Consider the following 14820-nt stretch of genomic DNA (forward strand, 5'->3'; position numbering starts at 1 on the left):
TTCTGCACAATAAGGCTTACCCTATTATTTTAGACAACTTTCGCATAAAAGGCTTGGTATGCTGGCAAGATAAGCAATTGCTCCTCTCTTTCGCACTTAAAGCCATGTCCTGTCAATTCAGACTCCACTGAGCAATTCAGAGCAGCTTCCTGCTGTTGGCCTGTCATATTAATAACCGCCAAGACTTTTTGCCCTTCAAACTCTCGCAACAAGACAATTAACTCGTCGTTTCCAAAGTCCAATTGGGTCAGGCTACCGTTAATCAGTTCGGGCTGTTGTTGACGCCATTTAATCAACTGTCTTACCTTGTGTAGCAGGGCATCCGGTTGAGCTTCCTGTTGAGCCACGCTTAACGCTAAATGGCGCTCATCGACAGGTAACCATGGTTCAACTGATGAGAAGCCACCCTGCTCCTTATTCTCCCAAACCATGGGGGTGCGGCAACCATCTCGCCCTTTAAATACAGGCCAAAGGGGAATGCCATATGGGTCTTGAATACGCTCAAAAGGCACCTCTGCTTCAGGTAAACCGAGTTCTTCTCCTTGATATAAGCAAACACTACCACGTAAAGACAAGGTCAGCGCCATAGCGATCAAAGGATAAGCAATAGGATCTTCTTCAGCTCCCCAGCGGGTGCAGGCACGCACGACATCGTGGTTAGATAACGCCCAACATGGCCAACCATCGCCAACAATCTCATTCATATTCGCTAATGTTTTACGAATATACTGAGGAGAATGAGGCGTGTTGAGGAAGTCGAAGGTATAAGCCATATGTAGTTTATCGCCCCCCGAGGTGTACTCTGCCATTCTTTGTAATGGAAAATCATCACCCAACTCACCTACCGTTGTAGAACCTGGGAACTCATCCATTAAACCACGTAGATCTTTTAAGAAATCTAAGTTTTCTGGGCGACTTAAATCGTACACGTGGCGTTGATATGTGTATGGGTTATCATGAGGTGCGCCCATGGTTTTTGGCTCACCTGGTGGTACAGGCGGGTTGTCTTCTAAGCCCTGACTATGGAAGTAAAAATTCACCGTGTCTAGGCGGAAACCATCCACACCAATCTCTAGCCAAAAGCGCATATTATCTAAATGCGCTTCGCGCACTTGTGGATTATGAAAGTTAAAGTCAGGCTGAGATTCCAAAAAATTATGCAGGTAATACTGCAAACGGCGGCTATCCCATTTCCACGCACTGCCACCAAAAATAGATAACCAATTATTTGGTGGAGAGCCGTCTGGCTTAGGATCCGCCCATACATACCAATCCGCCTTATCATTGGTTTTGTTTTGACGACTTTCCTCAAACCAAGGGTGAGCATCGGAAGAGTGGCTGATCACTTGATCGATCATGACTTTCAGCCCCAACTCGTGGGAGCGTGCAATCAATTGTTTAAAGTCGGCCAAACTGCCAAACATAGGATCGATATCACAATAGTCTGAAACATCGTATCCAAAGTCTTTCATTGGCGAAGTAAAAATAGGCGATAACCAAATGGCATCCACACCTAAAGACGCAACGTAATCGAGTTTGCTCGTTATACCAGCAATATCACCCACTCCGTCGCCATTGGCATCCATAAAACTACGTGGATATATCTGGTAAATTATGCCGCCTTTCCACCAGTTTAAGTCATTTTTTGTCATCGTAGACTCTCCAAAATAAAGCACAAAGCGGTGCTAAGCACCGCTTTTAATTAAGGCAAATAGTTATTCGGTTTTATTAAGCGTAAGACAGTTCGTTGTCATCAAATAAATGCATTTTTTCAACTGCCGCACTTAAATGCACTGTCTCACCACGTTCTGCGATTATTGTGCCTACCAGCTTTGAAATAACCATGTCTTCACAACCAGCAACTTTCACATACAACAAGGTAGACTCACCGAGCGACTCCACAAAATGCACTTTTCCTGTTAACAGAGCCTGCTCTTCACTTTCAACTAGGCTTAGGTCTTCAGGGCGTACCCCAAAGAAACCAGTCTTGCCTTGCTCTTGATCAGCCGTAGTGATTTGCGTTGTGATCAGAGTATCTGCCACAGATACTTTTGTGTTTGCCCCTGCCTGATTAATGCTGCAGGGCAAAATGTTCATAGCCGGTGAGCCAATAAACTTGGCCACAAATACGTTCGCAGGTTTTTCATAAAGTTCTAATGGAGAGCCTACTTGCTCTATATTACCAGCCGATAACAAGACAATCCGATCCGCGAGAGTCATTGCTTCTACCTGATCATGAGTCACATAGATCATGGTCGAATCTGGCATGCTTTCTTTCAAGTTGGCTATTTCCATACGGGTCGCAACACGCAACGCCGCATCTAGGTTGGATAAGGGTTCATCAAACAAGAACACCTTAGGGCGACGAACAATCGCACGACCAATCGCTACCCTCTGACGCTGACCACCAGATAACGCTTTTGGTAAGCGATCTAGGTAAGGGGTCAACTGTAGCATTTCAGCCGCTTTGCGAACCTGCTGGTCAACCTCTTCTTTACTGGTCTTGGCGATTTGTAAGCTGAACGCCATATTGTCGTACACCGTCATATGCGGGTACAAAGCATAGCTTTGAAATACCATAGCGATACCACGCAGGGAGGGCGGAATATCGTTCACTACCTGACCGTCAATTTCTAATGTGCCGCCAGAAATATCTTCAAGGCCAGAAATCATTCTCAACAAAGTGGACTTACCACAGCCAGAAGGCCCAACAAAAACAATGAACTCGCCTTGTTTAATATCTAAATTAATGTCTCGCAATACTTCAACGTTATTTGCGTAGACCTTTTTCACATGGGTTAGTTTTACGTCTGCCATGATGGACAATCCTCATTCTGAATACATCAATGCCGCGAGGAGCTAAGCTCAACTCGCATGCGTTAAAAATGTTATTTGACCGAGCCCGCTAACAAACCGCGCACTAAATAGCGCTGCAAGCTAAAGAACACACACAGCGGCACGACAATCGTGATAAATGCTGATGCCGTTAGAATTTCCCAATTACCACCACGAGACCCTAATAACTCCCTAAGCTGGCCGGTTAACACTAGGTGCTCCGCATTGTTACCTAGAAATACCATGGCAATCAGTAGATCATTCCATACCCAAAGGAATTGGAAAATAGCGAACGAAGCCAACGCAGGGAAGGAAAGCGGCAAGACAATTTTGCGGAAAATATCAAAATCGGAAGCGCCATCAACTCTAGCAGATTCAATAATCTCACCCGGTAACCCCGCAATATAATTGCGTAACAGGTAGATCGCCAATGGTAGCCCAAAGCCCGTATGGGCAAGCCAAACCCCCATGTAGGTTTTCGACCCTACACCAAAAAACTCCCCAATTAGGTTGTAGCTTTTGAGTAGTGGAATCAGTGACATTTGCAGCGGTACAACCAACAAACCTACCACAGCGGCCAATAGCAATGCACGACCAGGAAAACGCATCCACGCCAATGCATACGCTGCAAATGCAGCTACTAGTATCGGAATGACGGTAGCTGGAATAGTCACCGTGAGAGAGTTAATAAAAGATTGCCCTAGCCCCTCTGTACTTAATACTTCACGGTAGTTATCGAGAGTAAACCGAGGTGGCACTTGGGCAGTATAGAAAATACGTTTACCTCGCTTGCCTTTCCATGCCGTCGGCGAGGCCAATTCATAATCACCATTCTCAAACACGGTTAATGTTTGACCGCGTTTCATCTCGGCTTGTTCACCAGCAGCGAACGCTTCGGGTTTCAGTGAGCTAAAACCAAAACGCACAACCTTACCTGAACCACCCGTCAGAACATTGCCACGAATAATAAAAAGATCCGCTTCTTGAACCTGGCTTTCTGGCAAATTTGCTCGGGTCACCAAACGCTGTTCAGAGGTAGATAATGCTGTCCACCAGCCTGATACTGTGAGTTGCTCTTTGTCTCGGATTGAAGAAACAAACAAACCAGCCGTTGGAATAGTCCAAATGACTACCAAAAACAGCACCACGGCATGCACAAGAAAATTTAATGGCGTTCGCTTTGAAGATGCCAACATACTAACGGCCCTCCATTTCATCGTTTGCTCGTTTGATGTTCCAGACCATAATTGGAATCACCAATACCATAATCACTAAGGCCACCACAGCACCACGACCAAAGTCACCACCACCACGAAACATCCAATCAAACATTTGGTTAGCTAATACTTGAGTTCCCCATTGCCCATTCGTCATGGCCAGTACAATGTCGAACACCTTCAGAACCAGGATGGTAATAGTCGTCCAAACCACGGCAATGGTACCCCATATTTGCGGCACCATGATCTTGAAGAAGATTTGTACGCCATTGGCTCCGTCTAGTACCGCTGCTTCAATGGTTTCATCTGGAATACCACGTAATGCCGCCGACAAAATGACCATAGCGAAACCCGTTTGTACCCAGATCAAGATCACCATCAAAAAGAAATTATTCCAGAAGGGAATGGTAATCCAAGGCTGGGGCTCACCACCGAAAAACACCACAAGGGCATTCAATAAACCGATTTGCGCATCGTCACCACTACGAAAATCGTAAATGAACTTCCAGATAACCGAAGCACCAATAAATGAAATAGCCATTGGCATGAAAATTAAACTTTTGGCTATGTTTCCCCACCAAATACGATCTGTCATAGTGGCAATTATCAACCCCATAAAAGTCGACACGGTGGGCACAACGATGAGCCACAACATGTTGTTTTTAAAGGATTCAAAAAATTCATCGCTACCAAAAAGCCACACGTAATTCGATAAGCCGACAAACTCCTCGCCGGTGCGGTCTAGGAAAGACAAACGAATGGAATCAATAACCGGATAAAAAAGATAAAAAGTTAACAGTAATACGGCTGGTCCCAAAAATAACCAAGGACGAATGGCATTAATGATCCCCAAATTGCGTGCAATCACCGTTACTGGGCGATGCTTAGTTGGGAACAGTTTATCCAAAAGAAAGTTAGAACCGTAGAAGTACGCGGCACATCCCAACACGCCTAAAATCATGGTCACTAACGCAGATGCGAGCTGGCCCATAGACACTCCAAAGCAAAGATAAGTCAGCCTTATTCAGGCTTTTTAAAGTCGAGCAAAGTGAAACGGACCTAACCCTTGTTAGGTCCGTAACAAGGTTACTTCAAGGCATCCCAAGTTTTCTGAATGTCTTGCGCTACCGTTTCAGCGTCTTTACCACCTGTGTAATCCACCATGCCAGTCCAGAAGGAGCCTGCACCAATTTTACCTGGCATCAAGTCAGAACCATCAAAACGGAAGGTTGTAGCATAGCGTAAGATCTCACCTTGCTTCTTAGCCGCTTCGCTTGAGTAAAGCTCAGGATTCGCTCCTAAATGAGCCGATAAAAAGCCTGTTTGCGCCATCCATAGCTCATGAGCGATAGGGGAACGCACGAAATCTATAAATGCGCGTGCGCCTTGCGAGTCGTTGGTGATACTCACTAGAGTACCCGCACCCAATACCGGGTTACCCAACCCTTTTGATTCATAAGAAGGGAAGTAGAAGAAATCTGCATCTAGACCCAGCTCAATATCTTCTGGGAAAAAAGCGGGGATGAAAGACGCCTGGCGATGCATGTAACATTTCGGCGGCGACTGGAATAAGCCTTTTGGACTATCACGGAAGTCAGTGGAAGCAACAGCACCTGCACCGCCATCCACAAAATCGTCATTACGGGCAAACCAACCAAACTCTTTGATTGCGTTAACAATACGAGGGTCGTCAAATGGAATATCATTGCTCACCCACTGATCGTAAACATCGGCAGGTTGTGTTCTAAGTAATAAGTCTTCTACCCAATCAGTTGCCGGCCAGCCCGTCGCGGCACCCGAACCCAAGCCGATACACCAAGGAGTACCGCCGTCTGCAACAATTTCTTGCGTAAGTGCTTTAAGCTCTTCCATTGTTTCTGGCGCTTCGTAGCCAGCGTCTTCAAAGTTTTCAGGCGAATACCAGACTAACGATTTCAAATCAGCGCGATAAAACACACCATATAGGTTGTCTGTACCCTTTTCATTTTCAAAGGTAGCAAGATCTACCCAAGACTGCCCAGCCGCATAGTCTTTAACGACACCTGCTTTTACCTCATCGGAAAGAGGTGTGATGAAGCCTTTCGCTGCCATGTCTGCGGCTAAACCAGGCTGAGGAAAAATAGAGATATTTGGCGCACTGCCCGCTTGAGCATCTATCACAATTTGTTGCTCAAAAGAGTCAGAGCCTGCGTATTCTACTGTAGCTCCCGTTGCTGCCTCGAAATAGGCAATAACACGATCAAAGCTTGCTTTTTCATCCCCCATCCAAGGACCGAAGACGGAAATAGTTTCACCAGATAAGTCAAGAGATTTGAGCGCTTCGTAACTTTCCCAGTGGAACTGGTCGTTCTCACCCGGTGGAAAAATTAGCTCGTCAGCTTGAGTGGCACTAGCAGAAAGGGTCATGGCAACCGCCATAGACAATAGAGATTTTTTCATCATCGCTCCTTAGTCGGCCATTAAGTTTCTTAATGAGCCTTTGTTATTATGTTGGGTCGAAAACTGTTTAATTTTTTATCTTTAAGGATTAAGAAGAGTTTTGATTATTAACAACTGAACGGAGCTATTCAAGGTCTGTACTTCCTTAATATTATCTTAATTGAAACCCACATTTAGAAGCGCTCTTAATCCAAAAGAGCAGAGAAAGTCGTTTTTTTCCTTTTAAAACAGAAGTTTCTTAAGATCTGAGAACACCAAAAATCAATTGAGCAGTCCATAAAAAAAGGCGTCGAACAGTAAGAAAAACCTTATTTCTTACTGTTCGACGCCTTTTTATTTAAGCGTAGCTGTTAAAAAGTGGCCAAACGTTGCTGTGCTTCTTGGTAGTTAGGCAATGATGGATAAGCACCAAGCTTGGTAACAGAGTCCGCACCGCAAGCTGCGGCAAAACGCACAATAGACATTAGCTCATCTTTACTAAATGCTTTTAGAGATTCGCGCGTACCACCTTGTTCGGCTAGTTGATACAGCAAACCACCAACAAAGGCATCACCTGCTGCCGTCGTGTCTTTTACTTCTACTTTAGGTGTTTTGACTTCTGCTTCGCCATGATTGGCGGTGTAGAAACGAATCGCTTTTGCACCATCAGTCAGTACAAACAGAGACACTCCAGCCTGTAGAGATTCATTGATTAAAGCAAAAGGCTCGTCCGCGAGTACTTCAAGCTCTTCTAAACTGGCTTTCACCACATCGCCAGATTGCATCCAGTCGATCACACGCTGTTTGTCTACTTGGCAATCAGGCCACAGATTAGTACGTAGATTCACATCAATACTTACAATCCAATTTGCCTCTCTCGCCATACGCACACCCGCCAAGGTTGCTTTAGTAATGTCAGCATCCGTTAGGGTATTAGAGCAAGTATGAAAAACCCCTTGAGCCTCGCTAAACCATGTCTTCTGAAAGTCAGATTCTTTAAACAGGATGTCTGCAGAGGGGCTACGATAAAACTCAAAGCTACGCTCACCTGTGCTGTCTAAGCTCACGAAGGCCAAAGCCGTTTTCGCTTCTTTTGTCATCAGCATATTGCTGGTATTAACACCATAATCCGATAAGGAAGTCTGCAGGAAATGACCAAAAGCGTCATCTCCAACTTGACCAACAAAGTGACTATTGCCACCTAATTGCGCAACCGCTACTGCAACATTAGCAGGTGCCCCACCTGGATATTTTACAAAGCTCTCTAGCTCGCCTTTTTGAGTCGCACCATTGGATAAAAAGTCTATCAATGCTTCGCCAAATGCCATCACTTTTGTTGTCATTGTCTTATTCTCTTAGTCTGTCTAACCAAAACCTTTAATGGATTATGCAAGGCCAGTTATATTTAATCAATCTGATTTATTTAATCTCTCGTTTGCCAAAGTCTAACACTTCTCACATTGGTAACCTTCTACTTTCTTGTTAGACTCAAATCTAAATTCGCGCAAATAGGCCTTGATTGAGAAAGAAAAATGACAAAAGCCAAATGCCTTTATGTCGTCGACGACGATGATGAAATACGCTCTCTTCTCAAAACCTACTTAGAGAAACACCAGTTTCAAGTACTCAGTGCTGAGTCAGGAGAAGCGTTTTTAGCCAATTTCCAGCCCCAACAGAACGTCGATCTTGTCATTTTAGACATCATGTTACCCGGCCAAGATGGTTTTTCAGTCTGCCGGGAGCTACGTACTATATCCCAAGTGCCTGTTATTATGTTGACTGCCAATTCCGACGAAATGGACCGTATTATTGGTTTAGAAATGGGCGCAGATGACTACCTTGCCAAACCCTTCAATCCAAGAGAGCTGCTAGCTCGTATTAAAGCCATTTTTCGGCGTATGGAGCACAGTGAAGTCATTGATGCTCCAGCCAGTGCTCATCGTTGTTATCGTTTTGCGCAGTTTAAGCTAGATACCGTTTCTCGCGAGCTCCACTTTGGAAGTGAAAAAGAGTCTCTGTCTGGTGCAGACTACAACTTGCTCATGCTCTTTCTGGCCAGCCCAGGCACAGTGCTTACTCGTGAACACATTGCTGAAAATACCCGGGGCCGTGACAGTGCTCCATTAGATCGTTTTATCGATGTACACGTTAGTCGACTTAGACAACGCCTAAGAGAGGACGCGAAACAACCACAACTTATTAAAACAGTTCGAGGTCAGGGCTATATTCTGACCGCTCATGTTGAGTCGATCGATGAAGAATTTTCGCGTTAGGCTAAAGCGCTGGAGCCAATCTTTAACTGGCCAGATTCTGTTAATCATGGCTCTTGGGGTGGCCAGCGCACAGTTAATCAGCTCTACATTTTGGCTTAAACAACTGGAATCGGATGCTGAGCAGAATGTGCGTGAAGTATCCAAACACATGGCATTTCGTATTGCTGCCACCGTGAGTTATTTTGAATCCTTACCGCCTAATTATCGCCATATTGTGATAGATCAGTTACAAAACATGGGAGGTACGCGCTTCTTTGTAACACTTAACCATGAAGAAATACGCATTAACGACCTACCAGACTCAGAACTACGTAACATAGTAAAAAACGAAGTTCGGCAAACGTTGAAAAAACAACTTGGTATTACCAATGCGAAGATCACGCTGTCTAGCCCTGAAGACTTACACGTCATAAACAACAAAACACTATTAGTCGACTTACCTGAACGTTGGGGGCACCATAGCCTACTCGTTAAACCGCTCTCCCCTCCGATTATCGTGATTCAAATTCCAGTGAATGAAACCGACTGGCTTTATTTGGCCAGCTTAATGCCAGACCCCTATTTTCTTGAAGAGACCTCCCCTCTCAGCGCTGAACGACTTTTCTCAATGGCCATGTCGGTACTCACGGTATTGATGCTCAGCCTAATCGTATTACGTAGAGTGACCCGCCCCCTGGCGACCTTAGCCCAAGCAGCTGAGTCGTTTGGGCAAGGGGACAGCCAAACCATCAGTGAGGCAGGAAGTATTGAGGTTCGCAACACAGCCAAAGCTTTTAATGACATGCAAACCCGTATTCAGCGCTACTTAAATGATAGAGAGAGGTTGTTTTCTTCTATTTCCCACGACCTGAAAACGCCAATTACACGCTTACGCTTACGAGCAGAAATGCTAGACGACGATGACTCCCGCGAAGCCATGATCCGCGATTTAGAAGATCTAGACATGCTCGTGAAAGGCGCACTTCAGAGCGTAAAAGAAACCGACATACATGAGAACAGAGTACAAGTAGACATAGACCGTATGTTATTAGACATGCAAGCTGTAGCTAACTTAGAGTCACCTAAAGTGACCCTACATGGCACACTGGCTCACCCTTATATTGGTAAACCCCTTGCCATTAAGCGCTGTTTGGGCAACCTAGTTGATAATGCGCTCTACTACGGCAAAACCGCCACAATTTACATTGAAGACGATGAAGACGCCATTTGCATTCGCATATGTGATCGCGGGCCAGGTATCCCCATAGATAAAATAGATAAAGTATTCCAACCCTATGCCAGACTCACCCCTGATCACTCTGGTCACCCTGGCGGCATGGGCCTTGGGTTAAGTATTGCGCGTAATATAGCAAAAGCACAAGGGGGAGAAGTCACCCTTAGCAACCTGCCACAAGGAGGGTTAGAAGCCCGAATTTGGTTACCTAGGCACTAAACATTTTTATCATTTATAGACAAGGAAGGGCTATGCAAGACTTTGTTACATTAGGTTGCTCTATATTACCCCCTACCCCACTTTCCTTTGCTAAATTTCAATACTCGACTGTCATACTTTACGGATAACAGTCGAAATTAAATACATATTCATTGATGAGTCATTCATCAAATAACAATAAAAAAGGTCCTAACAATGAAAAAAATTGCTTTCGGTTTAACTACGGTTGCTCTTTCTCTTGCGGCTGCCTCTAGCCACGCTGGTGAAGTAGAAGTTTTGCACTGGTGGACATCAGGCGGCGAAGCAGCAGCAATTAATGTGTTAAAACAAGAGATGCAAGATGCAGGTCATACTTGGAAAGACTTTGCCGTTGCCGGTGGTGCAGGTGAGTCCGCAATGACCGTACTTAAGTCTCGTGCGATTTCAGGCAACCCTCCAGCCAGCGCCCAGATCAAAGGTCCAACCATTCAAGAATGGGGTGACTTAGGTTTCCTTACCAATCTTGACGACGTTGCAGAAGCAGGCGATTGGGATACGGTCCTCCCTCCTGTCATTAGCCAAACCATGAAGCACGACGGTCATTATGTAGCAGCACCAGTAAACGTTCACCGTGTAAACTGGATGTGGGCCAACCCTGAAGTATTCCGTAAAGCCGGTGCTTCTATCCCGACTTCTTGGGAGCAGTTCATTGTCGAAGCACAAAAAATCAAAGACGCAGGCTTCACTCCTTTGGCCCACGGTGGTCAAGCATGGCAAGACGCCACTTTATTCGAAGCCATTGCTCTAGCGAAAGGTTCTGAATTCTACAAGAAAGCCTTCATTGAGCTGGATGAAGACACCCTACGCAGCCAAGATATGGTCGATGTATTCACAACCTTTAAAAAAATGCATGACTTTGTCGACACAGGCTTTTCTGGCCGTGACTGGAACATTGCCACCTCTATGGTTATTAACGGCGAAGCCGCTATTCAAATCATGGGCGACTGGGCAAAAGGTGAGTTCACCGCAGCCAATAAACAGGCAGGGATCGATTACGTGTGTTACCCAGCACCAGGCACAAGCGGTACCTTCACCTTTAACATTGACTCTCTCGCCATGTTCGAAGTGGACGGAAAAGATGCTCAAGACGCTCAAAAAGACTTAACTCGTCTTATTCTTGAGCCAAAATTCCAAGAAACATTCAACTTGAACAAAGGGTCCATTCCTGCTCGTTTGAACATGCCTCGCGACAAGTTTGATACTTGTGCTCACTCTGCAATGGACGCTTTCTTAGCGAGCTCTTCAACAGGCGACTTAGTGCCAAGTATGGCTCACGGTATGTCTGTTAATTCTATGGTTCAAGGCGCTATTTTTGACGTTGTTACTAACTTCTTCAACAGCGACTCTATGGAACCTAACGAAGCAGTAGACAAACTTGCTCGTGCAGTAAAAGCAAGCATGTAATACCTAGTCTTAAAGACTAAAAAAGTAACACTGGGGCTGATGTAATGTATCAGCCCCTCCGTTTCTCCCTCATGTCGTGAAGCACTCATTATGAATACAAAAAACGCTCAAGCTGCGTCTGTAAAGACTCAGTCAGGACGCCCCACACGCCTATCTTTGGCAGACCTAATGCCAAAACTGGTAATGGCCCCTACGGTCGTAGTGACCCTAGTCTGTATTTATGGCTACATGGTATGGACAGCGGTACTGTCCTTTACCAATTCCCGTATGCTGCCGTCTTACAAGTTCGTAGGTTTCGACCAATATGAACGCCTGTTTAATAACGACCGTTGGCTCGTAGCCCTAACGAACCTTGGCGTTTTCGGTGGTCTATTTATCTTAATATGCCTTTTCTTAGGGGTCGTATTGGCCATTTTTTTGGATCAAAAAATACGCGCAGAAGGCGCCATCCGAACCATCTACCTCTACCCAATGGCCATCTCATTTATCGTAACGGGTACCGCATGGAAATGGTTACTTAACCCAACAAACGGATTAGAAAAGCTCATGGTTGACCTTGGCTTTGAGAACTTTAAGTTCGATTGGCTCATTAACCCAGATATGGTGGTGTACTGTTTAGTTATTGCCGCGGTTTGGCAAGCATCGGGCTTTGTTATGGCACTTTTCTTAGCGGGCCTGCGTGGTGTTGATGGCGATTTAATTAAAGCCGCTCATTTAGATGGTGCTAGCACTTTCACCACTTATCGACGCATTATTTTACCTTCTCTTAAACCTGTATTTTTCAGTGCCTTAGTCATTCTTTCGCACATTGCGATTAAGAGCTTCGACCTCGTTGCCGCCCTTACTAACGGTGGGCCTGGATACGCCTCTGATTTGCCGGCCAACTTTATGTATGCCCACACCTTTACTCGTAGTCAGATCGGCCTAGGTTCTGCGTCTGCTATGGTCATGCTAGGTTGTGTACTAGCCATTTTAATCCCTTATCTCTATTCCGAGTTGCGAGGTCAGCGCCATGAGTAACACGAATCGTCGCCCTAAAAGTGGCCTTGAAAAAATACTGCGTTTTGCCCTCTATGCAACCTTGCTAGTGGTGGCTGCACTTTACTTGATGCCCTTTATTGTTATGCTTCTCACCTCACTAAAAGACGTAGAAGAAATTCGCACTGGAACTCTACTTTCTTTGCCTGGCAGCGTAAATTTTGATGCTTGGTCTAAGGCTTGGTCTGGTGCCTGTACTGGTAGTAGCTGTGGAGGATTGTCTCCCTACTTCCTAAATTCTTTCCAAATCGTGCTACCCGCAGTGGCCATTTCCACTATTCTGGGTGCGATTAACGGCTACGTCATTTCACTTTGGAAATTTCGTGGCAGCGATTTCTTCTTTGCCGCTCTACTCATTGGCTGCTTTATACCTTTCCAAGTTATTTTGTTGCCCATGGCAAGAACGTTAGGCTGGCTAGGTATTGCTAATACAACAACAGGCTTGGTTTTCGTTCACGTGGTTTACGGTGTGGCCTTCACCACCCTATTCTTTCGTAACTTTTATCAGTCTATACCTGGTGAGCTGGTCAAAGCTGCACGCCTTGACGGTGCGGGCTTCTTCACTATTTTCTATCGAATTATCTTACCGGTTTCTACCCCAATTATTGTCGTAACTGTGATTTGGCAATTCACGCAAATCTGGAACGACTTCTTATTTGGCGTTGCTTTCTCAGGCTTTGACACCCAGCCGGTAACCGTTGCCTTAAATAACCTAGTGAACACCAGTTTTGGTGGTAAAGAGTACAACGTTGATATGGCTGCAGCCATTATTGCGGCCCTTCCAACTTTGGCCGTGTACATCTTTGCCGGTAAGTACTTTGTTCGTGGCTTAACCGCCGGAGCGGTGAAAGGCTAAACCCTATAAAACGAATGGCGTTCGCACTCTTTACCCAGCGAGCAGCCCTTAAACATACGAATATTCGTTACGAATTTGGAGCACACAACATGGCAAATTTAGTCATTGATAACGTAAAAAAGCGCTACGGTAGTACCGAGGTTTTAAAAGGTATTAACATTGCTATTGAAGCGGGTGAGTTTTTGATCTTGGTCGGCCCATCTGGGTGTGGCAAATCTACTCTCATGAATTCCATTGCTGGACTAGAAGAGGTAACGGAAGGTCACATTCTAATTGGCGACCAAGACGTGACTTACACCTCTCCAAAAGACAGAGACATCGCAATGGTGTTTCAGTCCTATGCTTTGTATCCCAACATGACGGTCGCGCAGAACATCTCTTTTGGATTAGAAATGCGTAAAGTCCCTAAAGAAGAAAGAGAAGTCGAGATTCAACGTGTTGCTGAAATGCTACAGATCAACCACCTGCTAGACAGAAAACCCGCTCAATTATCTGGTGGTCAGCGCCAACGAGTCGCTATGGGGCGCGCCCTGGCTAGACGTCCGCAACTGTATTTATTTGATGAACCGCTTTCTAACTTAGACGCCAAGCTGCGTGTTGAAATGCGCACGGAAATCAAAAAATTACACGCCAAGCTTGGCACAACCATTGTGTATGTTACCCACGACCAAATAGAAGCCATGACACTGGCCGACCGTATAGCCGTGATGAAAGATGGTGAAGTACAGCAACTAGGTACGCCGCAAGAGATTTATGACAATCCGGCTAACCTGTTCGTGGCTGGTTTTATGGGCTCTCCAGCCATGAATTTCATACCCGCTAGCGTGGTGCTTGATCAAGGTATCCCTAAACTTGAACTGGCGACCAATGAGAAAGTCATTCTGCCATTTCCAAAACCGGACAGTTTACAAGGCCGTGTTGGAGAGCAAGTACTACTCGGATTGAGACCTGAAATGATCACTGAGCCTCAACCTCACAAAGAAGGTCTAGAATTTGTTACCACAACAGGTATTGAGGTAGAAGTCACCGAACCTATGGGGGCCGATACCATGATCCTAACGCGAGTCAACGGTGCTGAGATTAACTGCCGTTCTAATCCTGCTTATGCAGCCAAGCCTGGCGATGTGATCAACATGATGTTTGATACGTCTAAAGCCGTTATTTTTGATTCTAATAACGGTCAACGTCTCGATAACTAACCCTCTAATTCTCCCTCCTAGAGCTGGTGTATCAATCGATATCGCTAGCTCTTCCCCCTAGATTTGTATGACTTTTACACTTTTTTACTTAATTCCTTATCGATTTGCA

Annotated in this window: 12 protein-coding genes; 6 read left to right on the forward strand and 6 right to left on the reverse strand. The window is 45.3% G+C overall.

What is annotated here, in order from left to right; genetic code table 11:
* Window positions 1-29 precede the first annotated feature (29 nt).
* The 6 genes from ACYVGZ_RS12615 to ACYVGZ_RS12640 form a co-directional block, all read right to left on the reverse strand.
* Window positions 30-1652, reverse strand: a complete 1623-nt coding sequence (locus tag ACYVGZ_RS12615) for an alpha-glucosidase (protein WP_460756123.1) — start codon at window positions 1650-1652, stop codon at window positions 30-32.
* 76 nt (window positions 1653-1728) lie between these two features.
* Window positions 1729-2817 carry an ABC transporter ATP-binding protein gene (locus ACYVGZ_RS12620; protein WP_460756126.1) on the reverse strand — a complete coding sequence of 363 codons (1089 nt, stop codon included), beginning with the start codon at window positions 2815-2817 and terminating at the stop codon, window positions 1729-1731.
* Between the two features lie 71 nt (window positions 2818-2888).
* On the reverse strand, window positions 2889-4031 hold the full coding sequence (locus ACYVGZ_RS12625; RefSeq protein WP_460756128.1) for a carbohydrate ABC transporter permease: 1143 nt from the start codon (window positions 4029-4031) through the stop codon (window positions 2889-2891).
* Between the two features lies 1 nt (window position 4032).
* Window positions 4033-5043, reverse strand: coding sequence for a carbohydrate ABC transporter permease (locus tag ACYVGZ_RS12630; protein WP_460756130.1), 1011 nt, complete (start codon window positions 5041-5043; stop codon window positions 4033-4035).
* A gap of 95 nt (window positions 5044-5138) precedes the next feature.
* Window positions 5139-6494 carry an ABC transporter substrate-binding protein gene (locus ACYVGZ_RS12635; protein ID WP_460756133.1) on the reverse strand — a complete coding sequence of 452 codons (1356 nt, stop codon included), beginning with the start codon at window positions 6492-6494 and terminating at the stop codon, window positions 5139-5141.
* Between the two features lie 347 nt (window positions 6495-6841).
* Window positions 6842-7813 (reverse strand): carbohydrate kinase family protein, encoded by a 972-nt coding sequence (locus tag ACYVGZ_RS12640; protein WP_460756135.1) that lies wholly within the window; start codon window positions 7811-7813, stop codon window positions 6842-6844.
* Between the two features lie 189 nt (window positions 7814-8002).
* Between ACYVGZ_RS12640 and ACYVGZ_RS12645 the strand changes: the two genes are divergently transcribed.
* The 6 genes from ACYVGZ_RS12645 (at window position 8003) to ACYVGZ_RS12670 (ending at window position 14711) form a co-directional block, all read left to right on the forward strand.
* The gene (locus tag ACYVGZ_RS12645; protein WP_460756138.1) at window positions 8003-8743 is read left to right on the forward strand and encodes a response regulator; all 741 of its coding nucleotides are present in this window, start codon (window positions 8003-8005) and stop codon (window positions 8741-8743) included.
* Window positions 8724-10175 (forward strand): ATP-binding protein, encoded by a 1452-nt coding sequence (locus tag ACYVGZ_RS12650; protein WP_460756141.1) that lies wholly within the window; start codon window positions 8724-8726, stop codon window positions 10173-10175. Before ACYVGZ_RS12645 ends, ACYVGZ_RS12650 begins: the two co-directional genes overlap by 20 nt.
* A 195-nt stretch (window positions 10176-10370) precedes the next feature.
* Window positions 10371-11618 (forward strand): ABC transporter substrate-binding protein, encoded by a 1248-nt coding sequence (locus ACYVGZ_RS12655; protein WP_460756143.1) that lies wholly within the window; start codon window positions 10371-10373, stop codon window positions 11616-11618.
* Window positions 11619-11708: 90 nt separating this feature from the next.
* Complete coding sequence (locus ACYVGZ_RS12660; protein WP_460756146.1) at window positions 11709-12638, forward strand: carbohydrate ABC transporter permease; 930 nt, start codon at window positions 11709-11711, stop codon at window positions 12636-12638.
* The gene (locus tag ACYVGZ_RS12665; RefSeq protein ID WP_460756149.1) at window positions 12631-13512 is read left to right on the forward strand and encodes a carbohydrate ABC transporter permease; all 882 of its coding nucleotides are present in this window, start codon (window positions 12631-12633) and stop codon (window positions 13510-13512) included. Before ACYVGZ_RS12660 ends, ACYVGZ_RS12665 begins: the two co-directional genes overlap by 8 nt.
* 89 nt (window positions 13513-13601) lie before the next feature.
* Entirely contained in the window at window positions 13602-14711 is a 1110-nt protein-coding gene (locus ACYVGZ_RS12670; protein ID WP_460756151.1) for an ABC transporter ATP-binding protein, read from the forward strand.
* Window positions 14712-14820: the final 109 nt, after the last annotated feature.

This window comes from Marinomonas epiphytica (assembly GCF_054780655.1).